Source organism: Micromonospora sp. NPDC047707, assembly GCF_040704235.1.
In the GTDB taxonomy this organism is placed as follows: Bacteria; Actinomycetota; Actinomycetes; order Mycobacteriales; family Micromonosporaceae; genus Micromonospora.
In genome coordinates this window covers 1-21,939 of record NZ_JBEYSU010000014.1, presented here as the reverse complement: position 1 = coordinate 21,939, position 21,939 = coordinate 1, and the positions used below count along the sequence as shown (strand labels likewise).

17 protein-coding genes are annotated in these 21,939 nt (G+C 72.4%); 9 read left to right on the top strand and 8 right to left on the bottom strand.

Going from position 1 to position 21,939, the window contains the following annotated elements:
* Window positions 1-11: 11 nt before the first annotated feature.
* Both AB0873_RS17250 and AB0873_RS17245 read left to right on the top strand, forming a co-directional pair.
* Window positions 12-1,100: a winged helix DNA-binding domain-containing protein gene (locus tag AB0873_RS17250; protein ID WP_366600707.1), complete on the top strand. Its 1,089-nt coding sequence runs from the start codon at window positions 12-14 to the stop codon at window positions 1,098-1,100.
* Window positions 1,101-1,370: 270 nt separating this feature from the next.
* Entirely contained in the window at window positions 1,371-2,297 is a 927-nt protein-coding gene (locus AB0873_RS17245) for an NADP-dependent oxidoreductase (RefSeq protein ID WP_366600706.1), read from the top strand.
* Here AB0873_RS17245 and AB0873_RS17240 read toward each other — a convergent pair.
* Together AB0873_RS17240 and AB0873_RS17235 are read right to left on the bottom strand one after the other, a co-directional pair.
* Complete coding sequence (locus AB0873_RS17240) at window positions 2,294-2,800, bottom strand: nitroreductase/quinone reductase family protein (RefSeq protein ID WP_366600705.1); 507 nt, start codon at window positions 2,798-2,800, stop codon at window positions 2,294-2,296. The genes AB0873_RS17245 and AB0873_RS17240 overlap by 4 nt on opposite strands.
* A gap of 131 nt (window positions 2,801-2,931) precedes the next feature.
* A complete protein-coding gene (locus AB0873_RS17235; protein WP_366600704.1) occupies window positions 2,932-4,146 on the bottom strand; it encodes an epoxide hydrolase in 1,215 nt (404 codons plus the stop codon).
* Between the two features lie 412 nt (window positions 4,147-4,558).
* Here AB0873_RS17235 and AB0873_RS17230 point away from each other — a divergent pair, with 412 nt between their 5' ends.
* Together AB0873_RS17230 and AB0873_RS17225 are read left to right on the top strand one after the other, a co-directional pair.
* Window positions 4,559-7,336 carry an AAA family ATPase gene (locus AB0873_RS17230; protein ID WP_366600703.1) on the top strand — a complete coding sequence of 926 codons (2,778 nt, stop codon included), beginning with the start codon at window positions 4,559-4,561 and terminating at the stop codon, window positions 7,334-7,336.
* A gap of 244 nt (window positions 7,337-7,580) precedes the next feature.
* Window positions 7,581-8,564 (top strand): IniB N-terminal domain-containing protein, encoded by a 984-nt coding sequence (locus AB0873_RS17225; RefSeq protein ID WP_366600702.1) that lies wholly within the window; start codon window positions 7,581-7,583, stop codon window positions 8,562-8,564.
* 136 nt (window positions 8,565-8,700) lie between these two features.
* On the opposite strand, the gene AB0873_RS17220 is transcribed toward AB0873_RS17225, so the two are convergent.
* On the bottom strand, window positions 8,701-10,572 hold the full coding sequence (locus AB0873_RS17220; RefSeq protein ID WP_366600808.1) for a transketolase: 1,872 nt from the start codon (window positions 10,570-10,572) through the stop codon (window positions 8,701-8,703).
* Window positions 10,573-10,668: 96 nt separating this feature from the next.
* Complete coding sequence (locus AB0873_RS17215; RefSeq protein ID WP_366600701.1) at window positions 10,669-12,048, bottom strand: low temperature requirement protein A; 1,380 nt, start codon at window positions 12,046-12,048, stop codon at window positions 10,669-10,671.
* Between the two features lie 214 nt (window positions 12,049-12,262).
* On the opposite strand from AB0873_RS17215, the gene AB0873_RS17210 reads away from it, so the two are divergent.
* Window positions 12,263-13,294: an NBR1-Ig-like domain-containing protein gene (locus AB0873_RS17210; protein WP_366600700.1), complete on the top strand. Its 1,032-nt coding sequence runs from the start codon at window positions 12,263-12,265 to the stop codon at window positions 13,292-13,294.
* A 122-nt stretch (window positions 13,295-13,416) separates the two neighbouring features.
* Here AB0873_RS17210 and AB0873_RS17205 read toward each other — a convergent pair whose 3' ends face one another.
* The 3 genes from AB0873_RS17205 to AB0873_RS17195 all read right to left on the bottom strand — a co-directional run bounded on the left by AB0873_RS17205 (window position 13,417) and on the right by AB0873_RS17195 (window position 14,839).
* Window positions 13,417-13,830 carry a spore-associated protein A gene (locus AB0873_RS17205; RefSeq protein WP_366600699.1) on the bottom strand — a complete coding sequence of 138 codons (414 nt, stop codon included), beginning with the start codon at window positions 13,828-13,830 and terminating at the stop codon, window positions 13,417-13,419.
* A 41-nt stretch (window positions 13,831-13,871) separates the two neighbouring features.
* On the bottom strand, window positions 13,872-14,282 hold the full coding sequence (locus AB0873_RS17200; protein ID WP_230688799.1) for a hypothetical protein: 411 nt from the start codon (window positions 14,280-14,282) through the stop codon (window positions 13,872-13,874).
* A 170-nt stretch (window positions 14,283-14,452) separates the two neighbouring features.
* Entirely contained in the window at window positions 14,453-14,839 is a 387-nt protein-coding gene (locus AB0873_RS17195; protein WP_366600698.1) for a hypothetical protein, read from the bottom strand.
* A gap of 146 nt (window positions 14,840-14,985) precedes the next feature.
* On the opposite strand from AB0873_RS17195, the gene AB0873_RS17190 reads away from it, so the two are divergent.
* Window positions 14,986-16,641 carry a family 10 glycosylhydrolase gene (locus AB0873_RS17190; protein ID WP_366600697.1) on the top strand — a complete coding sequence of 552 codons (1,656 nt, stop codon included), beginning with the start codon at window positions 14,986-14,988 and terminating at the stop codon, window positions 16,639-16,641.
* Here the strand turns inward: AB0873_RS17190 and AB0873_RS17185 are convergent, their stop codons facing one another.
* Window positions 16,642-17,151, bottom strand: a complete 510-nt coding sequence (locus AB0873_RS17185) for a helix-turn-helix domain-containing protein (RefSeq protein ID WP_366600696.1) — start codon at window positions 17,149-17,151, stop codon at window positions 16,642-16,644.
* Between the two features lie 113 nt (window positions 17,152-17,264).
* On the opposite strand from AB0873_RS17185, the gene AB0873_RS17180 reads away from it, so the two are divergent.
* The 3 genes from AB0873_RS17180 to AB0873_RS17170 all read left to right on the top strand — a co-directional run bounded on the left by AB0873_RS17180 (window position 17,265) and on the right by AB0873_RS17170 (window position 21,736).
* Window positions 17,265-17,963, top strand: coding sequence for an SDR family oxidoreductase (locus AB0873_RS17180; protein WP_155333046.1), 699 nt, complete (start codon window positions 17,265-17,267; stop codon window positions 17,961-17,963).
* A 94-nt stretch (window positions 17,964-18,057) separates the two neighbouring features.
* On the top strand, window positions 18,058-19,617 hold the full coding sequence (locus AB0873_RS17175) for an MFS transporter (RefSeq protein WP_366600695.1): 1,560 nt from the start codon (window positions 18,058-18,060) through the stop codon (window positions 19,615-19,617).
* A 196-nt stretch (window positions 19,618-19,813) separates the two neighbouring features.
* Window positions 19,814-21,736 carry a Na+/H+ antiporter NhaA gene (locus AB0873_RS17170; protein WP_366600694.1) on the top strand — a complete coding sequence of 641 codons (1,923 nt, stop codon included), beginning with the start codon at window positions 19,814-19,816 and terminating at the stop codon, window positions 21,734-21,736.
* Window positions 21,737-21,939 lie beyond the last annotated feature (203 nt).

The following is a 21,939-nucleotide window of genomic DNA, read 5'->3' as shown; positions in this document are numbered from 1 at the left end:
GCGTCAGCCCCATGAGCGTGCTCGACCGCCGCGCCCTCAACCGGGCGCTCCTGTCCCGCCAGCTCCTGCTGCAGCGGCACGACATGCCGGTCGCCGACGCCCTCGAGCACCTGGTGGGGTTGCAGGCGCAGGAGCCGTTGGAGCCGTACGTCGGGTTGTGGAGCCGGCTGGCCGGCTTCCAGCCGTCGGCGCTGGCCGGGTTGCTGCTGAGTCGCGAGGCGGTCCGCACGCTGCTGATGCGCCGCACGCTGCACCTGGTGACCGCACGGGACTGCCTCGCGCTCCGGCCCGTGCACCAGGCGATGCTGGTCAAACGCATGTGGTCGACGTTGCGCCGGGTGCTGCCCGGCGTCGACCTCGACGAGCTGACGAAACTGGGCCGGCCGCTGTTCGAGGAGCGCCCGCGCATGCTGACCGACGCGGCCCGCGTGATCGCCGACCGCTGGCCGGGGGTGGAGCCGCGCTGGCTGGGTGACGCGCTCAGCACCCTCGTGCCGCTCGTGCAGGTGCCACCCCGCGGTGTCTGGGGCGAGCGTGGCGCGGCGCACAACACCACCATCGAGGCGTGGCTGGGCCGCCCGCTGGAGCCGGCCTCGCCGGCCACCGTCGACGCGCTGGTCCTGCGCTACCTCGCCGCCTACGGCCCGGCGGCCAGTGCTGACATCCGCGCCTGGTCGGGGCTGAGCGGGCTGCGCGAGTCGGTCCAACGGTTGCGACCGCGGTTGCGCACGTTCCGCGACGAGCGCGGCCGCGAGCTGCTCGACGTGCCCGACGGCGCGCTGCCCGACCCGGAGACCCCGGCGCCGCCGCGCTTCCTGCCGGCGTTCGACAACGCCGTGCTCGGCTACGACGACCGCAGCCGCGTCATCGACACCGAGCATCGTGGGCTGAGCGTCGCGGGTGCCCGCTTCCTGCTGGTCGACGGCCGGGTCGCGGGCACCTGGGCGGTCACCGTCGACGACGGCGCGGCGACGTTGCGGATCACGTCGCTGCGCACCCTTACGGCGGATCAGCGCGACGCCGTCCTCGCCGAGGGCGAGAGCCTGCTGACCATGGTCCAGCCCGAGCCACGGCGCGCCAATCACGTCATGATCACGTAGGGGTAGCGGCCGCCCTAGGCATGTTCGTCGGCCGGCGGTGGGTCCGGACGACGCTGGCGGCATTGGCGCTTCGGCCGGATATGACACCGGCACCCGGCCGGTCGGTGTCGTGATGTGACAACCGGCCGCGCACGCCGCGTCGATGCCCCACAACCGTTGGGCAGATCGGTGATCCTGCCCCGTCCGGTGCGGACACCGGAGAGGATGTGACGGAGCGGAGCCCATCGGGATGACGGTGCCGCACGGACCTCACCAGAGAGGGGAGCTGTTGTGCAAGCGATCACTGTGCGGGATCGAGAGGCCGGACTGGCCGGGCTGACGCTGACCGAGCTGCCGCACCCGCATCTGGCGGAGAACGAGGTCATGGTGCGCGTGCACGCGGCAGGGTTCACCCCCGGGGAGTTGACCTGGCCGGGGACCTGGACCGACCGGGCCGGGCGGGACCGTACCCCGTCCGTTCCCGGGCACGAGGTGTCCGGTGTCGTGACCGAGCTGGGCTACGGCACCACGGGGCTGAGCGTGGGACAGCGGGTGTTCGGCCTGACCGACTGGACGCGTAACGGTTCGCTGGCCGAGTACGTGGCCGTCGAGGCACGCAACCTCGCCCCGCTGCCCGCGGACGTCGACCACGCGGTGGCCACGGCCGGGGTGATCTCCGGACTGACCGCCTGGCAGGCCCTCTTCGTCCACGCCCGCGTCGAACCGGGTCAGACCGTCCTGATCCACGGCGCCGCGGGCGGTGTCGGCTCGCTCGCGGTCCAGCTCGCCCGCGAGGTGGGCGTACGAGTAATCGGCACCGGCCGTGCGCGCGACCGGGACACCGCGCTGAAGCTCGGCGTCGCCGCGTTCGTGGATCTCGAGAACGAGAGTCTGGAGCACGTCGGACAGGTCGATGTGGTCTTCGACGTGATCGGCGGCGACATCCGGGACCGCTCGACCGCACTCGTGCGTCCCGGCGGCACGCTCGTCACCATCGCCGGCCCGCCGGAGGTCCAGCCCCAGAACGGTCGCGCGGTCTTCTTCGTCGTCGAAGCCGACCGCTCTCAACTCACCGAACTGGCCGCGCGACTGCGCGACGGACGACTCACCCCGAACATCGGAGCGATCCGGCCCCTGTCGGAGGCGGTGGCCGCATTCGGGCCCGACGCCCCCCGAGCGCCCGGGAAGGTCATCATCCGCGTCACGGACGAGGACTAGGGACGCTCCCGCGCCGCACTCCCCGCGTCCGACGTGCCGAATCCCGGCTCCAGGACCACCACCGCGGTCTCGGACGGCCGCCGCGCCGCGAAGCCGTCGAGATTCGTGTCGATCTCGCACCAGCGGGCCCACAGCCTCGACCGCTCGTCACCGGTCGCGGCGCGACCGCGTACCGGTCGCTGCCCGTCGACCAGGTCGACGGTCACGTCCGGGTGCGCCTGCAGGTTGAGCCACCAGGCGGGCTCGGCCGCGCCCCACCCGTTCATCGCCAACGTGACCAGGTTCGGCCCGTCCTCGACGTACCCGAGGATGACGCTGTGCTGCTGACCGGTGCGGCGCCCGGTGGTGGTCAGCCGTAGCGTGCCCCAGCGGTTCGCGCGTGGCCGCCACAGGCCGACCCGGCCGTGGCAGACCCGGTACAGGCCCCGGTGCACCGACCAGGCCAGACGGATGAACCAGCGCGGCGGGAGCCACGGCGTGTTCGCTCGGTTCCGGACCGACATGACGACCTCCCACACCCGGGGGCGCCATGGTACGAACAGGATGCCAGCCGAGAGGGCGGCCGAGGGGCTCGACGCTGAGCCACTCGGCCGCCCGCTGAGCCGGAGCGTGCTCCGCCGGGCAGGCGAGGTGCCTAGCGAAGCGACCGGAGGCCGGAGCGCACCTCCTCCACGAGGATTCGCGGCTGCTCCCACGCCGCGAAGTGACCGCCCTTGTCGACCCGGTTGTAGTGGATCAGATCCGGGTACGCCCGCTCCGTCCAGCTCTTCGGGGCCCGGTAGAGCTCGTCCGGGAAGACGCTCACGGCGACGGGGATCGTGACACCCTTGACGCCGAAGAACGAGAACCTGTTCTCCGCGTAGAGTCGCGCCGCGGAGACCCCCGAGTTCGTCAGCCAGAAGTGGGTGATGTTGTCGAGGACGTCGTCGCGCGTCAGGCCCTCGGGCACCCCGGCGAAGGACCGGGAGATCAGAGCCAGGCTGGCCGCGTCATGGTCGAGCATCCAGGCGGCCAGGAAGACGGGCGAGTCCGCCAACCCGGTCAGCGTCTGCGGGCGAGCAGCCATCTGAAGCGCGTACGTGACGTGCTTCCACACGAAGTCGAGCTGCTCGCACGCCTGCCTCTCGTCCGGTGCGAGATCGGACGGCAGCGACTCGAGGGCGTTGGCCGCTCCGATGATGTTCCGGTGGAACAGGTTGTCGATCTCGGCCGGGACCACGCCGGGCATGTTGGTGTGGATGCCGATCAGCCCGTCCGGCGCTGCCGCGGCCATCAGGTCCACGACGATCGCACCCCAGTCGCCGCCCTGCGCCGCGAACCGGTCGTAGCCGAGGCGCTTCATCAGCTCGACCCAGGCGCGGGCGACGCGGTCCGGGCCCCACCCGGTCGTCGTGGGCTTGCCCGAGTACCCGTAGCCGGGCATCGACGGAATCACCACGTGGAATGCGTCCTCCGCGGTGCCGCCGTGTGCGGTGGGATCGGTCAGTGGCTCGATGATCTTGAGCTGTTCGATGATCGAGCCCGGCCAGCCGTGCGCGACGATGAGCGGCAGGGCGTTCTCGTGCTTCGACCGCACGTGGACGAAGTGGATGTCGAGGCCGTCGATCTCGGTGATGAACTGCGGCAGGGAGTTCAGCCTGGCCTCGACCTTGCGCCAGTCGTACTCCGAGGCCCAGTAGCGCGCGAGTTCCTTCATCGTGGCGAGCTGCGGGCCCTGCGACTGGTCGTCGACAGTCTCCTTCTCGGGCCAGCGCGTGGCCAGGATGCGCTTTCGCAGCTCCTTGAGCTCCGCCTCCGGGACCTCGACCCGGAACGGCCGGATCGCGGGCACGTCCTGTGTGGCAGACATGCAGGGTGTCCTTTCTGTGCTGATGGGTAATTGAACGGGCGTTCTGCCCTTTGCCGCTGACAAACGGCATGTGCCGGCCTTCTTTCGCACGAGGGCGTCCGGGTGGGGCCGTTGTCCTGGCGGGGCGCCCCTCGTGCACCGGCCCGTCCACGATCGCCGAGGCGGGCGCGCGTCGCCCCAGGGAAACCCCCGGGTCCGGCCCCGTGGCCGAACCCCGGGGTGGCGCTCTTCGCGCCTCGGATCGGCGACCTTTGGGCAGGTCACGTCCGGTCTGGGGTGACTCGCCACGTCCGCCCCGAACCCGCGAGGTCACGTCCGGGTCGGCATTGACCCGGAGAGCGCCGACCCGATTTGACTAAAATGACCGCATTGGTCGCGCGGCCTGGCGCGCCGCGACCAGGAAGATCGACGCATGGGGGTGCCCGCCATCGACACGCGCGTCGAACTGCGAGGCCGAGGCCGGGAGCTGGCCGCGTTGGAGCGGGTGCTCGCCCGGGTACGGGCCGGGGGCAGTGCGGTCCTGGTCCTTCGCGGGGAGGCCGGGATCGGCAAGACCGCGTTGCTGGATCACGCAGCCGGCCGGGCGGCCGGGTTCCGCACCGTGGCCATCGCGGGCATCGAGTCGGAGATGGAGCTGCCATTCGCCGTCCTCCATCAGCTCTGCGCGCCGCTGCTGGGTCGGCTCCACGAGTTGCCCGGACCGCAGCGCGATGCGTTGTCCATCGCGTTCGGGCTGCGGGAGGGCGAGGCACCCAGCCCGTTTCTCGTCGGACTGGCGGTGCTCGGACTGCTGGCCGGCGCCGCCGAGGACCAGCCGTTGGCCTGCCTCGTCGATGACACGCAGTGGCTCGATGCCGAGTCCATGCGGGTGCTGGCGTTTGTCGCCAGGCGGTTGATGGCCGAACCGATCGCCCTGATCTTCGCCCTGCGGGAGCCGGCTCGCGAGCTGGCCGGTCTGCCGGAGCTGGTCGTGGATGGCCTCAGCGAGGCCGACGCGCGTGCCCTCCTGGCGTCGGCCTGCCCCGCCCCGCTCGACCCGCTGGTGCGGGACCGGATCGTCGCCGAGGCTCACGGCAATCCGATGGCCCTGCTGCATCTGCCACATGCGCTCGGACCCGCCGAGCTGGCGGGCGGGTTCTGGCTCGCCGGCCGGGACCCCCTGGCGAACCACCTGGAGGATGCCTTCCACCAGCAGTTCCTGTCCCTACCGCCGGACAGTCAGCGGCTGTTGGTGATCGCCGCGGCTGAGCCGACCGGAGACGCAAGCCTGCTGTGGCGCGCAGCCGATCTGCAGGCGATCCCGGCGGACGCCGCATGCCCGGCCGAGAGCAGAGGACTGGTCGAGTTCGGTGCCAGGGTGCGCTTCCGCCACCCGCTGGTGCGCTCCGCCGTCTACCAACGGACGCCCCCGGCGGATCGTCGGACGGCGCACCGAGCCTTGGCGCAGGCCACCGATCCCCACCTGGATCCCGACCGCAGGGCGTGGCACCGCGCTCAGGCCGCCCCCGGGCCCGACGAGAGCGTCGCCGCCGACTTGGAGCGCTCGGCCGACCGCGCGCAGGGCAGGGGCGGAGCCGCTGCCGCCGCCTCCTTCCTGCGGCGGGCGGCGGAGCTGACGCCCGATCCCGCGCGACGCGTCGCCCGAGCGCTGGCAGCCGCGCAGCTCGACATCGAGGCCGGTGGCGCGGAACAGGCCGACAACCTGCTGGCGGTCGCGGAGGCGGGCCCACTGGACGACCTGCGGCGGGCCCGGCTCGAGCGGTTGCGAGCCCGGTTGGTGTTCTCCCGGCTCCGCTGCGGTACCGCACCGCGGCTTCTGCTCGACGCCGCGGACCGACTCGCGCCCCTCGACGCCGCCCTCGCCCGTGACACGCTGCTGGAAGCGTTCGGCGCGGCGATCTTCGCCGGCCGTCTCAGTGAGGGGCCCGAGCAGCGGGCGGTGGCCGAGGCGGTCCGCGCCGGACCCTCGCCGCCGACGCCGGCACGGGAGCTCGACGTCCTCCTGGACAGCATGGCGGGGCTGATCATCGATGGCCACGCCGCTGGTGTCGACGCCCTGAAGCGTGCGCTGCACATCGTCCGGCAGGAGCAGAGATCCGGTGCGACGGCCGCGGACAGCCGCTGGCTGTGGCTGGCGTTCCGGGTGATACCCGAGCCGCTCGTTCCGGAGTTGTGGGACGACGACGCTTGGCACGAGATGGCGAACGCCGCCGTCCGCATCGCTCGCGAAACGGGGGCCCTCTCCGTCCTCCCGATGGCTCTGACCTACAAGGCGGGCTACCACGTCTTCGCGGGAGAGTTCGGTACCGCCTCGGCTCTGATCGACGAAGCGACCGCCATCTCGGCGGCCACCGGCGGCGCGCCGATGATGTACACGTCGCTGGTCCTCAACGCCTGGCGTGCAGAGGAAACCGAGGCGATGGACCTCATCGAGACGACCATCGAGGAGGTGAGCGCCCGGGGTGAGGGACGGACGGTCAGCCTCGCCCATTACGCGACCGCAGCGCTGTACAACAGCCTCGGCCACTACGAGACGGCGCTGGCCGCGGCGATCCGGGCATGCCAGTACGAGGACCTGGGCTTCTTCGGGTGGGCGCTGGCGGAACTGATCGAGGCTGCCGCCCGCAGCGGGCAGCCGGAGTCCGCCGCGGCGGCGCTGGACAAGCTCACCGTACGCACTCGCGCGAGCGGAACGCCGTGGGCCCTGGGCGTGGAGGCCTGCTCCCGGGCGCTCCTCAGCGACGACCAGGTTGCCGATGCGCTCTACCGGGAGGCGATCGAGCACCTCGGACGGTGTCGGATCGTCGTCCACCTGGCCCGCGCCCGCCTGCTGTACGGCGAGTGGCTGCGTCGCCGGAACCGCCGGCAGGAGAGCCGCACCCAGCTACGTTCCGCCTACGACGCCTTCAGCCGGATGGGAGCCGAGGGCCTCGCCGAGCGCGCCCGCAGGGAGCTTCTGGCCACCGGGGAGACCGTACGCAAGCGGCGGACCGGAACGGCCACCGAACTCACCAGTCAGGAGGCACAGATCGCCAGGCTGGCCAGGGACGGACATACCAACAGCGAGATCGCGGCCCAGATGTTCATCAGCCCCCGCACCGTGGAGTGGCACCTCGGCAACGTGTTCGGCAAGCTCGGAGTCAGCTCACGCCGGCAGCTCCGCACGGCGCTCTCCCCGCCGAAGGCATGACCGGCAGCCGACGCCCCTCGCACCGATGAGGGGCACCCCCTAGAGCCCCTATCGTCCGCGGAACGCCCCCGGGCATCACGGGCCCACCCCCGGCGCACGGATCCCCGTCCCCCCTGGCTTCGCGAGCGGTGCCGGCCCGGATCGGGCCGGCAAGCTTGCGGGCGCATCCCCGATGTGCCGTCCCGGCGTCGGCCATAGCGTCGCTGTCGACGCTCGATGGCCCTCTTCCGAGGAGTACCCGTACATGGACTCGTACCAGACCCTGCACGCGGATTCGTACCAGAGTGCGCAGGCGGACACCCAGCAGCCCGCGCACGTGGAATCGCACCAGACGGTGCACGCGGAGGGGCACCAGACCCTGCACGACTTCGTGCTCAACCTGGTCACCGATTCGGCCGCGCTGTCGGCCTTCGAGCTCGACCCGCAGGGCGAGCTCCTGGCGGCGGGGCTGACCGACATCACCGTCGCGGACGTGCAGGAGGTCGTCCCGCTGGTGGTCGACCACGTCCCGGCGTACGGCGTTTCGGCGGTCACCTCGGTGACCGGCCAGCTCGGCTTCGGGCCGCTGGTGACCGACGCCACCGACGTGGTCGGCCAGCTGCAGAACGTCACGCAGCAGATCACCGTCAGCAGTTCGGCCGGTGGGGTGAACGTGGCGGCCGGCGCCCTGGGCGCGATCGCCGTGGACCCGAGCAGCGTGACGGCAGGGGCGTACGTGCTGCCGGGGATCGGCGTGGGCGTCGGGCCGGACGGCCTGGCCACGGACCTGACCGGGGTGCACGACGTGGCCCACACGCTCGACGCGGACGTGGTGGGCGCGGTGGAGGTCGCGACCGCCCCGGCGGTCGGGGACGTCACCACCACGGTCGCCAGCCCGGACGCGCTGCTGGCGACCACCGACTCGGGCCTGCTCGGCGTCGCCGACGGCCTGCTCGGCGGCCCCCTCGCCGGCACGCACGGCCAGGTGGAGGGCGTCGTCGGTTCGCTCGGAGTCGACGACACCCTGGGTGGGCTGGGCCTGGGCGACGGCTCCGGCGGCGTGCTCCTGCCGGTGGACGTGCCGTCCACCGTGGGCGGCGTGACGGGTCAGGTGGACGGAGTTCTCTCCGGGGTGACTGGCGGCGTCGACGCGGGCGTGAGCGGTCACGTCCACGGTGACGCCGGCGCGCACGGTGAGGTTTCGGCGTCGACGACCGGGCCGCTGGGCATCGCCGACGGCCTTCTCTGACCGTCGGCGGGAAACGTCGGCGGGACGGGGGAGAGGGCCGGACCGTCGCGCGGGACCGGTCCTCTCTTCTCCGACACAGGACACGACGGCCACGACGGCCACGTTGACCGCCGGGGACCCCGACCGGGGCCGGCGGTCAGCGCGTGCGGGCCAGCAGGGCGCGGGTCGCCTCGACGATGGCGGTCACGCCGATGCCCGCCTGGTCCATCAGCTCGGTGGGCGTTCCCGAGGTGGGCAGCCCCCGTACCGCCAGCCGGGTCACCCGGGCGGGCACGGCGAGGTCCGCCAGCGACTCGAGGACGGCGGAACCGAGCCCGCCCTGCGGGTAGTGGTCCTCGACGACCACCAGCCGGCCGCCCGTGTCCCGGACGGCGCCCAGCAGCCGGTCGGAGTCCAGGGGCTTGACCGAGTACAGGTCGATGACCCGGGCGTTGATGCCCTCGCCCGCCAGTTCGTCGGCGGCGGCGAGGCAGTTGTGCACCGTCACCCCGGCGCCGATGAGCGCGACGTGGTCGTCGCCGCCGCCGCGCACCTGCTTGCTACCGCCGATCGGGAAGGTCTCGTCGTTGTCGTAGAGGACGGGGTACCCGCCCCGGGTGGTGCGCACGTAGGTGATGCCGGTGCAGTCGACCATCTGGGCGACCAGCGCGACGCAGGACACGGCGTCACTGGGGTAGAGGACGGTGGAGCCGTGGATGGCGCGCATGGCGGCCAGGTCCTCCAGCCCCATCTGCGACGGGCCGTCCGCCCCGATCTCCACGCCGGCGTGGGACCCGGACAGGGCGATGTCGGCGCGGGAGATGGCGGCCATCCGGATGAAGTCGTAGGCGCGGGAGAGGAAGGCGGCGAAGGTCGAGGCGAAGGGCCGGTAGGCGCGCACCTGCAGGCCGACCGCCGCGGCGACCATCTGCTGTTCGGAGATGAACATCTCGAAGAACCGGTCGGGGTACGCCTCGGCGAACCGGTCGGCGCGGGTGGAGTCGCTGACCTCGCCATCGAGGGCGACCACGTCCGGCCGTGAGCCGAGCGCGCGCAGCGCGTCGCCGTACGCGTTCCGGGTGGCCACCTTCGCGCCCCGGTCGTAGCGCGGCAGCTCCGGTGGCCCGCCGGTCTGGGTGGCGGCGGGCGGGGCCGGTTCGGGCCGCGGCCCGGTGACGCGGATCTGGCGTACGCCGCCGAGGGCCTCGACGGCCCGCTCGGCCTGCTCCGGTTTCATCGGCTTGCCGTGCCAGCCCGGCTGGTTCTCGACGTCGGGCACCCCTCTGCCCTTGACTGTCCGCGCGAGCACGACGGTGGGGCCGGTCGCCTGCCGGGCTCGGCCGAGCGCGTCGTCGACGGCCACCAGGTCGTGGCCGTCGACGACGATCGCCTGGCAGCCGAACGCCTCGACCCGTCGCCGGTAGGTGTCCAGATCCCAGGCCAGCTCGGTCTCCCCGCGCTGCCCGAACCGGTTCACGTCGACGATCGTGGTGAGGTTGTGCAGGCCGTAGTGGCCGGCCTTGTCCAGGGCCTCCCAGACGGAGCCCTCGGCCGTCTCGCTGTCCCCGCAGAGCACCCACACGTGGAACGGCAGCCGGTCGAGGTACCGACCAGCCAGCGCGATCCCGACGCCGACGGGCAGCCCCTGACCGAGCGAACCGGTGGCGACGTCGACCCAGGGCAGCGCCGGCGTCGGGTGTCCCTGCAGGCGCGACCCGAACTGACGGTACGTGTCGACCAGCTCCTGGTCGGTGATCGCCCCGACGGCTTTGAAGACCGCGTACAGCAGCGGCGAGGCGTGGCCCTTGGAGAAGATCAGATGGTCGTTGGCGCGACCGCCCGGGTCCGCCCAGTCGTACCGCAGGTGCCGGGAGATCAGCACGGCGAGCAGGTCGGCGGCGGACAGGCTCGACGTCGGGTGACCGGAGCCGGCCTTCGTGCTGCACCTGATCGAGTCCACCCGCAACTGGGCGGCGAGCTCCGCCAGGTGGCTGACGTCCTCCGCCCGCAGGGTGCGCTCCGCTTCCATCGTCACCGGCATCACCTCCCGCTGACCGGCTCCGCACCCACGCTAGTCAAGAAGGCGCGGCGTCGTCCGGTAACGCCGATTTGGCGCCGGTGTGAATCAGGTGGCGGGCCGACGCGACGGTGGTGCGGGCGCCTCGCCCGGGTGTCTCCGCTCGCGGATCGCGTCCCACACCGCCACTGCGGCCAGGACGACGACCTGGGCGATGGCGGCGGTCGCCGGTGTCCGGGCGACCGTCAGCGGCACCAGGGCGGCAAGCGCGAGCAGCCCGACGACCCGGGACGCGGAGACCCGGGCGAACACCTGGTACTCCAGGAGGGAACGTCCGGCCAGGAACAGCGCGGGCCCGCCCAGGATGACCGCGAGCCACAACGGGTCCTCGTGCCCGACCGGATTGTCGATGACCAGTGCGTGGGAGACGCCGGTCGCGAGGATGCCGGCCACGATGATCAGGTGGGTCTGGACCGCTGACCAACCGAGGCGGGCCGGGTCGGGGACGGTCTCAATGGCCGCGGGAAACAGCGCCCCGGCACGGTGAAAGTAGCTTCGCCAGATGAGCACCGTGCTGGCAAAGGACACCACGGTGGGTGCCACCCGGTCGGGGGTGAACCTTTCGGCGAACGTCAGTCCGGTGAGCAGGATCGTCTCTCCGAGCGTGATGATGACGAACTGCTGAAAGCGTTCGGCGAGATGCTCGCCGGCGATTCTCCAGTCGTGCAATCGGGTGCGGCCGAACCGTGGTACCGGCCAGCCGAGGAAGAGCCCCGTGTAGTCCAGTGCCAGCGCCAGCGTCCACAGGATCCCGCGTGTGGGACTCTGTGCGAAGAGGGCGGCCCCGGCGAGCCAGGGGACGGCGGACAGCGCCGCCCAGCAGAGCGCCCGCGCGGGGGCGTGGCCCTCGCGGTCGTACCGTCCGAGCATCAGGACGACGGGCTTGCCGAGTTGGATGGCGACGTACGTGATTGCGAAGACCACCGCCCGGTCGCCGAACGCGTGGGGCAACGTGACCGCGATGATCATGCTGCCGAACATGATCCAGACGATCACCGGTTGGACCGCCCGTTCCCGCGGCCCGAGGACGCTGGTCACGAACGCCGCGTGGATCCAGACCAGCCAGAGCGCGAGCAGCAGCAGCACCGTCTGGCCGAGTTCCGGCAGGACGATCCGCCGCTCCGTCGTGAAGTCCTCGATCAGACGCTCGGAGAACCGGGTGAGCGCGAAGACGAAGACCAGGTCGAGAAGCAGCTCGCCCTCGCGGGCCTGAAGCAGTCCCGCCAGCCACCGATCGTCATGTCCCGCCCACTCCGTGCGCGTCGGGCCAGTGCTGGTGCAGTCGTACCACGCTGGTCGTGGCCCCCGGCGCGGATGAGCGGAAGCCCGGTCCGCCGCATGGGCACCCGGGCGCTTCCGGGTCGCCGTGCGGCCGAGTGTGGGGTGGCCGGCGCGAACGTCGAGCCGATCGAGTGGTGAAAATCTCAATGACGTCGTTCCGGGCGACAGGAATGCATTTGGCCGCAGCTCACGACTGTTTCGCGTCGCGCGTCGACGGTCACCGGCGCGAGCCGGAATCGCCGCGCGTCCAGCACCGACGGAATCGGCGAGAAATGGCGTGACCTGTGCTTCTACCCGCTGCCGCTGCCGTACGCCTTCGGGGGCCGGAATCACGGCACGGATATGGTGGCGCACGCGCCGGATGCGCGGCCGCCATTGCCTGCTCGGTGGTGACGAGGTGGGGGACGTGGAGAAGGAAACGCAGGGGCAGCATCGGGGACCGCGACGGCGGGGGCGACGGCCGACGCCTCCTGATCCCGGTTCCGGCCCGGTGGGCGCCTTCGCCGACCGCCTGTGGCGGTTGAAGCAGGACGCGGGCGATCCCTCGTACGAGGAGATGTCGGTGCGCCTGGGCGCCGCGGCCTCGAAGTCGTCCCTGGCCGCCGCGGCGCAGGGCCGGAGTCTTCCCAGTTGGGAGACGACCTGGGAATTCGTCCGGGTTCTCGCCGTCGACCGGCTCGGCCACGACCCGCGGGCCACCGAGAAGGAGTGGCGGGACCGCTGGATACGGACCAGGGCCGCCGGGCAGCCGACGGACACCACGTCGGCGGCCGACGTGGCACCGGAACCGGCGGCGGAGACGGCCACGGCGGCCGGCGTCATGCCTGAACCGGCCGGGGTGGCGGCGACGTCCACGGCGTCCGAGGCGACGCCACGGTCCGCGACCGGCGAGGTCGAGGAGCCCGGCCGGGCGCGCCGTCGACGCGTCGGCGTCGGCGTCGGTGCGGCCGTGGCCGCCCTCGCCGGCGCCGTGCTCGCCGTCGTCATGGTCGACCGGCAGACGGGCGGAAGCGATGCCGGCGTGACACCACCGGTCGCCGCCTCGCCCGACCATGACGACTCCCGGTTCGAAGGCGACATCACCTATCCCGACGGGTCGCTGGTGCCGCCCGACTCCTCGTTCACGAAGGTCTGGAGGATCCGCAACACGGGCACCGTGCCGTGGGCGAACCGCTACCTGGCGCGGGTGAACGACGCGCCCTGCCAGGCGCCGACAGCCGTCGCCATCCCGCAGACGAGCCCGGGAGAGGCCGTGGACATCGCGGTGACCGTCCGCACGCCGAGCAAGCCGGGCCACTGCAAGATCTACTGGAAGATGGCCGACGAGCAGGGACGAACGCACTTCCCGCTCAAGCGTCCGGTGTTCCTGGACGTACGGGTCGGTGGCTCGTGACCCGGTGGTGAGGCGGCGAAGCCCTGCCGGATCCCATCGGCAGGGCTTCGCCCCCGTTCCTGCTCCGCGCCCGCACACCGGATCGGTCGCCCGGCGGCGGAGGAGAGAGCTGCCCGAACGGGTCAGCCGCAGTTGGTGCCGCGCTTGCCCCCCTCGGTGCCGCTGATGCGGCCCATCCAGTCCACGCACCTGTCCGCCGCGGACAGGTAGATCGGACCGGCGTAGGACCGGTAGTAGCCGCCGTCGTAGGCCGTCCAGTGGTTTCCGACCGGGTGAATTGCGAGGCCCGCCTCGACGAGCACCGCCGAGCCGGCGGTGTTCCGCTTGGCGACCACGCAGTTCTTGCCCGTGGCCGAGTTGTAGGTGAGGAACACGGTCCCCTTGGAGCCGATCGGGGCGGAGTTCACCACGCCGTAGCCGGACCCGCACTCGCCCCCGTAGGTGGCCGCGTACGCCGGGGTCGCCGCTGCCAACGCTCCGGCCATCACGGCGGCGGTGACGGTGGCGGTTGCGGCGGTGGTCCTGACGAGCTTCATGTGTCGTCCTCCGTGCTTGCTGGTCGGGTCTGTCGGTCGGGTCAGCCGCAGTTGGTGCCGTAGCGGGTCTTGGAGGCGGTTCCAATGGTGCCGCCCCAGTCGACGCACGAGCCCGCCGCCGACACGTAGACCGGCCCGGCGTAGGTGGTGAAGTTGCCGCTGTCCTTGGCCCAGGAGGAGGTGCCGGAACGGCGCAGGTAGGCCTCCATCAGCGTGGCGGTGCCGGGCCTCTCCCGCAGGGTGACGACGCAGTTCTTGCCCGAGGACGAGTTGTAGGTCAGGTAGACCGTGCCCCGCAGGTCGGGAAGGTCGATCAGGTTGACGACGCCGTAACCGGAGCCGCACTGCCCGCCGTAGAGCGCGGCCTGTGCCGGTGCGGCATGAACCACGGTCCCCGCCGTCACGGCGGCGGCCGTGAGTCCCAGCGCGGCGATCCTCTGCGAAATACGCACGACGAAGTTCCCTTTCTGCTGTGGGTGATTGCGCATCGACGCTGGCACCCGGCGCCGGCCGACACCAAGCCATCTGCGTCCAGTGATCGTCCACTGGACAATGTGGAAAAAGGTCACCCAGTTCAGCGGGGAGGAGTGCCGCCTCGACCGACCGGACGGCTCCGCGCGGATCAGCCGTCGACGGGCCGGGTGCCGTCGTCGAGGTCACCGACGAGCGAGTCCGGGGCACGCATGCGCCAGGCGTTGGTGACGAGTTCTTCCAGGCGGTCGACACCGACCTGCGTCAGCCGCAGCATGACCAGGGGAAGGCCGTCGTATGCGGGCGTGGTGAAGAAGAGGTCGGGCTCGCCGAGGAGCAGTGCCTGCTTCTCCGCCTCGTCGCCGACGTACAGCACGGCGATGTCGGTGCGGATCAGCCGCGGCGCACCGGGTCGGCGTTCCGGGTAGGACCAGACGAACCCCTTGTCGGCGACCCGGAAGTCGAAGCCCGCACTGTCGATCTCGACCACGTGCGGCAGCGCCAGCGCCAACCGGCGCACGTCGTCGGCGTCAGCCATCGAGGTCGCTCCCGCACACCGGGTCCAGCATGGCGACAGCCTAACCACGCGGTGGTGCGCGGGTGGATCAGCAAGCCAGCCTTAGCTGCCCGTTAAGTAACGGCCCGTCTGGTGCACGCGGTGGGCGTACTCGGCAGACTGGGGCGATGCCCGCCCGCGACCAGCCCCGTGCCCGCCGCCGTCGTGCCCAGGCGATCGTCGCGGCGGTCGTCGTACTCGCCGTGGCGGTCGCGGTCGGCGTCTGGTCGTTTCGGGACCGGGCCGGCGGCGGTGCACCGGCGCCCGGCGGCGCGGCGGCCCTCGGTGCCGGCCCGGCGGGCGGCACCTCCGTCTGCGCCGGCCGGGCGGTCCGGGCGGCGCGCGAGCTGCGGGGCATGTGGATCACGACGGTGAACAACATCGACTGGCCGAGCCGACGCGGTCTCCCGGCCGAGACGGTGCGGGCGGAGTTCCGGAGCTGGCTGGACCTGGCCGTGCGGCACAACCACAACGCGGTCTTCGTGCACGTGCGGCCGAGCGGGGACGCGCTCTGGCCGTCGAGGTACGCGCCGTGGTCGGAGTGGTTGACCGGGCGACGCGACGGCCGCGACCCCGGCTGGGACCCGATGGAGTTCATGGTCGCCGAGGCGCACGCGCGCAACCTGGAGTTCCACGCCTGGTTCAACCCGTACCGGGGCGGGCAGCCGGCGACGGTGGGCGGGCCCGGCCCCAGGCTGGACCGGCTCGCGCCGACCCACCCATTGCGGCAGCACCCCGACTGGGCGGTGACCTATCCCAGCGCCGACCAGCCCGGAAGCCGGCTGTACTTCAATCCGGGCATCCCGGCGGCGCGCACGTTCGTCGAGGACTCGATGCTGGAGGCGGTCCAGCGGTACGACGTCGACGGGGTGCACTTCGACGACTTCTTCTACCCGTATCCGGAGGCCGGACAGGACTTCCCGGACGACGCGGCGTTCGCCCGGTACGGCCGCGGGTTCACCGACAAGCACGCCTGGCGCCGGGACAACGTGAACACGCTGGTCCGCGAGATGAGCGAGCGGATCAAGGCGATCAAGCCGTGGGTGAAGTTCGGCATCAGCCCGTTCGGCATCTGGCGCAACAAGCGCACCGACCCGGCCGGCTCGGCCACCGCCGGTCTGCAGAGCTACGACGACATCTACGCGGACACGCGGCTGTGGGTACGCGAGGAGTGGCTGGACTACGTGGTGCCGCAGCTCTACTGGCACATCGGGTTCGGCAGGGCCGACTACGCCAAGCTGCTGCCGTGGTGGACGGCCACGGTTCGGGGCACCCGGGTGCAGCTCTACATCGGCCAGGCCGACTACCGGGTCGGCGAGCGCGGCGCCTGGCGCGACCCGGCAGAGCTGGACCGTCAGCTCGCCCTCAACCGCCGCTACGGCGTCAGCGGGAGCGTCCATTTCAGCGCCCGGCAGGTGCGCGCCGACAAGCTCGGCGCGGTCAGCCGGTACCGCGGGGCGCACTACGCCGACCCGGCGCTGGTGCCCACGATGGCGCAGCTGCCGGCGGCGCCTCCGGTGGCACCCGCGGTCACCGGCGCGCGGCGGGCGGACACCGGGGGAGTGGGGTTGAGCTGGCGCGGGGACGGCGCCCCGAGTTACGCCGTCTACCGCGTGGACGGCGGCGCGGCGCGGCTCGTCGGCGTCACCCGTGGCACCGACTGGGTCGACCGCGCCGCTCCGCCCGGCCGCCCCCTGTCCTACTGCGTGTCGGGGCTGGATCGCAGCGGCAACGAGGGGCGGCTCAGCCCGCCGGTCTCCGTCGCCGGACCTGCCGTTCCTTGATCAAAGCTCGGGTCCGTCCTGCCGATCCTCGGCGGTGTTCCTGATCAGGCCGGGGCCGGCGACGAGTTCGATGTCCCCCCCGGTGACGTCGTGGCCCTGGGCGCAGCGCAGCGCGACCCGAACGGGGTGGCCGCAGCCGCGGTGGGTGGCGAGGACGGGCGGGCCGGCGTCGTCGGCGGCCCAGGTGTCGCCCCAGCTGCGCAGTGCGGTGAGGACGGGGAGCAGTTCGCGGCCCTTGCGGGTGAGCTGGTACTCGTGGCGGGTGCGCTGTCCCGGCTCCCGGTAGGGGATCCGTTCGAGGAGACCGGCGGCGACCAGGTCCTTGAGCCGGGCCGCCATGGCGGGCTCGCCGATGCCGACCCGGCGGACGAAGTCGTCGAAGCGGCGCGTGCCGAGCAGGGCGTCGCGCATGATCAGCATCGCCGACCTGCTGCCGACGACGTCCATCGCCCGGGCGATCGAGCAGTTCGCCGAGGACCAGGCGGCGAGGTTCTCCCGCAGATCCGTCATGCCACCAGCGTACGGGCTGGCTTGCGTAAACGCTAGTCAGGTGGTTCACTGGGCGACACCTGGCTTGCCTCTGCCTAAGCCAGGGGCGAGTATCCCTCCACAGACAGGACGACATGGACATCTCGGCTGCAACCGCCCTCGTCACCGGGGCCAACCGTGGCTTCGGGCGGGCCATCGCCAGCGAGCTCATCGCCCGCGGCGCCACGGTCTGGGCCGCCGCGCGGAACATCGGACACCTCGACCTTCCCGGCGCTCGCCCGCTCCAACTGGACATCACCGACCCCGCGTCGGTGGCCTCCGCCGCGGCGGAAGCCGGCGACGTCACCCTGCTGATCAACAACGCCGGCACGGCCACCGGAGCTGACCTGCTCACCGGCGACCTGGAGCAGATCCGGCTGGAGATGGAGACCCACTACTTCGGCACGCTCTCCGTCGTCCGGGCGTTCGCCCCGGTGATCGAGGGCAACGGGGGCGGCACCATCCTCAACGTGCTCTCCGTGCTCTCCTGGCTGGCCCTGCCCGGCGGAGGCGCGTACAGCGGCGCGAAGAGCGCCGAGTGGGGGCTGACCAACAGCCTGCGGGTCACGCTCGCCCCGGCGGGAATCCGCGTCGCCGGTCTGCACGTCGGCTACATGGACACCGACATGACCCGGACGGTCACCGCCGCCAAGCACGCCCCGGCCGACATCGCCCGGTACGCCGTCGACCAGCTCGCGGCCGGTGCGTACGAGATCGTCGCCGACGACGTGAGCCGCGACGTGCGCAGCCGGCTCTCCGGCGGGGTGGCCGCGCTCTACCCGCAGCTGCCCTGACCGCCGGCGACCTCTTCTCCGCGGCGCGTCGCCGGCCCGGCGGGCAACGCCTCCCCGGCCGGCGTCACCGCCACCGACCCCTCCAGGAGCCCTCGTGACCGACCAGCGAACCCTGGCCCCGACCGGGCCGGCCGTGACGCCGCCCGGGCGGCCGCCGCAGTCACCCTCCCGCCGTTCGCAGATCGTGACCCTCGTCGCGATGTGTCTGGGTGCGGCGATCACCTTCCTGCAGATCACCGCGACCGTCTCCGCGCTGACCACCATCCAGCGGGACCTGCGCGTCGAGCCCACCACCCTGATCTGGATCCCGAGCGCCTACACCCTGGCGGTGGCGAGCCTGGTCCTCTCCGCCGCGACGCTCGGCAACCGGTACGGACGCAAGCGGCTCTTCCTCGCCGGCGTCGTCGCGATGATCCTCGGCGGCACCGTGACGGCACAGGCCGGAACTCCGGCCTGGGTAATCGCCGGACAGTTGCTGGCCGGCGTCGGCGGCGCGCTGATCCTGCCGAACAGCCTGGCCATCCTCGGTGTGACCTTCACCGACCCGCATCGGCGCACCGAGGTCATCACCGCCTGGTCGGCCGCCTCCGGCATCGGCCTGGCGGTGGGCCCGCTCATCGCCGGAGCGCTGCTGCGACAGCACCACTGGCACACCGTCTACCTCTCGACCATCGTGCTGGGTGTCGTCACGCTCCTCGTCGCCGCGGTCGGGGTTGCCGAGTCGCGGCAGGGCGCCGGCCGGCTGGACCTGCCCGGACTGCTGCTGGGCACCGTCACCATCGCCACGTTCGTCTACGCCGTGATCCGGGGCGGACGCGACGGCTGGACCAGCCCACCGGTGGTTGCCGCGTGGCTCGGCTCCGGGGCGGCGCTGGCCGGGTTCCTCCTGGTCGAGCTGCGCACCGCCGCGCCGATGCTCGACGTCCGACTGTTCCGATCCGCGTCGTTCAGCGCCGTCATAGCCGTCGCCGGCGTGTCGCTGTTCGGCTTCACCGGCGTGGCGATCCTGCTCGTCCTGTTCCACGAACGCGCCCAGGGCCTCGACCCGCTGGACACCGGCTGGCGGATGCTGGTGCTGTTCGGTGTCTACGCGCTCGCCGCGTTCGGCGCCGGACGCACCATCCGCCGCACCGGCTTCAAGGCGCCGCTCACCGCCGGTCTCCTCCTCGGCGGTCTGGCCAGCCTCGGTCTGGCCGCGCAGGGCCCGGCCACCAGCTTCGGTGACCGCTGGCCGCTGCTGGCACTCTTCGGTGCCGCCAGCGGTCTGGTGGTCGCCCCGGCGACCGCTGCCGCACTCGCCAGCGTCGCTCCCGCCCAGGCCGGCATGGCCTCCGGAGCGGTGAACGCAGCCCGCCAGGTGGGTTCGGTGCTCGGCGCGTCCCTGCTGGGCACCCTCTTCACCACCCGGCTGCTCGCCGAACTGCCGGAGCGGCTCGCCGCGCACCAGGTCGCGGAGCCGGCCCGCAGCGCGGTCCAGTCGTCGGTGGCGGCCGGCAGCGGCGGCAGCGACCCGCTGCCCGAACCGGTCCGGGCAGCGCTCGCCGAGGCGCTGACGGCGGGCGTGCAGGCGGGATTGCGGGTCAACGCCGTCGTCTTCCTCGCCGCCGCCCTGGTCGCCCTCGTACTCGTGCGCAACCGGCCGCACCAGCACTAGGCAGGAGCTTCGACGCAGGCCCTGGGCGACGGTTCGTCCCGGACCCGACACCGGTGTCCGGGATGAACCCCGTCGTGCCGGAGCGCCCGTCCGGGCCGGGCCGCGACCCGCGCCCGACGTGGAGACCCCGGCCGGCCGTCCCCGGTCGCTGCTCAAATCGGAGCCCGGCGGCGTGCCGGTGGGGGAGGATTTCTGCGTGACGGGCGAGACTCCGCGCGGCGGGTGGTCCGGCCGGACCGACTGGGTCGGCCGGCTCAACGACCCGTTGCGCCGGTTCCTGCAGACCGAGACCGGCAGCGCGCGGGCGTTGCTGGTCGCGGCGGTGGCCGCGCTCGCCTGGGCCAATCTCCACGTCTCGTCGTACGAGACGGTGTGGGGCACGTCGTTCTCGGTCCAACTCGGCGACTGGCGGGTGTCACACGATGCGCGTACCTGGGTCAACAGCGGCCTGATGACGTTCTTCTTCCTGGTGATCGGCCTGGAGCTGCGTCGGGACTTCGACCTGGGGGAGCTGCGGGAGCGGCGTCGGGTGACGTTGCCGCTGCTGGCCGGGATCGGCGGCATCGTCCTGCCGATCGCGATGTACCTCATCGTCAACGCCGGGGAGACCACCGCCGCGGGCTGGGGCGTCGTGATGGCCACCGACACCGCGCTCGCGCTGGGCATGCTCGCCGTCCTCGGGCCGCGATTCTCGGACCGCCTGCGGGGCTTCCTGTTGACGGTCTCCGTCGTCGACGACCTGATCGTGATCGCGGTGCTGGCGATCGCCTACCCGGAACATCCGTCGCCGCCGGCGTTGCTCGTCGCGGCGGCCATCTTCGGTGTCGTCCTGCTCGTCCGGGCACTGGGCGTGCGGTGGGGACCGGTGTACGCGCTGCTGGGTCTGGCCGCCTGGCTCGCGGTCTCCGAATCCGGTGTCGACCCGGTCGTGGTGGGCCTGGTGATGGGCCTGCTCACCTACGCCTACGCTCCGGGGCGAGAGGAACTGCAACGAGCGAGCGAGATGTTCCGCCTCTTCCGGGAACAGCCCACCCCGCAGCTCGCCCGCTCGGCCCGGACCGGGCTCGCCTCGGCGCTGTCGCCGAACGAGCGGTTGCAGCACCTCTACCACCCGTGGGCGAGCTACTTCGTGGTGCCGCTCTTCGCCCTGGCGAACGTCGGGATCGCGATCGACGGCGAGCTGGTGGCCCGCGCGGTCACCTCGCCGGTCACGGTGGGCGTCGTCGTGGCGTACCTCGTCGGCAAGCCGGCCGGGATCGCGGCCACCTCGTACCTGGTCGCCCGGTTCAGCCGCGACCGGTTCCGCCCACCCGTCGGCTGGGCCGCCGTCATCGGTGTGGGCACGGTCTCCGGCATCGGGTTCACCATCGCCCTGCTGATCGCCACGCACGCGCTGGACGGCCCCGAGCTTGAGGACGCGAAGCTCGGCATCCTCGTCGCGACCGTCGGCGCGTCCGCCCTCACCTGGCTGGTGTTCCGCCTCGCCGCCCGGCTCTCCCCGGCGCGGCGGGCCCGCGCGCTGCTGGGCGCCGCCGAGGGGATCGTCGACCTGATGAAACCGGTCGACCTGGAACGCGACCACGTGCGTGGGCCGGGCGAGGCGCCGGTGACGGTAGTGGAGTACGGCGACTTCGAGTGTCCGTACTGCGGGCAGGCCGAGCCGGTGGTCCGGGAACTGCTGGCCGACTTCCGCAACATCCGGTACGTCTGGCGGCACCTGCCCCTCACCGACGTGCACCCGCATGCCCAACTCGCCGCCGAGGCCGCCGAGGCAGCGGGGGAGCAGGGCGCGTTCTGGGAGATGCACGACCTTCTCCTGGCACACCAGGACGCGCTCGACCCCGCCGACATGATGCGCTACGCCGAGCAGATCGGGCTGGACCTCGACCGGTTCCGGGAACACCTCGCCGAGCGGAAGGGCAAGGACCGGATCGCCGAGGACGTCGACTCCGCCGACCTCAGCAGCGTCTCCGGAACGCCGACCTTCTTCATCAACGGCAGCCGCCACCACGGCGCGTACGACATCGAAGCGCTCTCGGCGGCGGTGAAGTCCGCCTTCGCCAAGGCCCGGCTTCGTCCCGAGTACCGCCGGGACCCCGGCCACCGCCACCCGGACTGAACCGCGCTCCCGGCCCGCCGTTCGGGAGGTCCGCGTCGCCGATCCGCCGGCCTCGTGGTAGCCGCTGCTCGTCGTGCGGCACGTCCGCCGGGGTGGGGGGGGGGGGGGGGGCGGCCCGGCCCGGGGGGGGGGGGGCGGGGGGGGGGGCGCGGGGCGGGGGGGGGGGGCGGGGGGGCGGGGGGGGGGGGCGGGCGGCCGGGGCC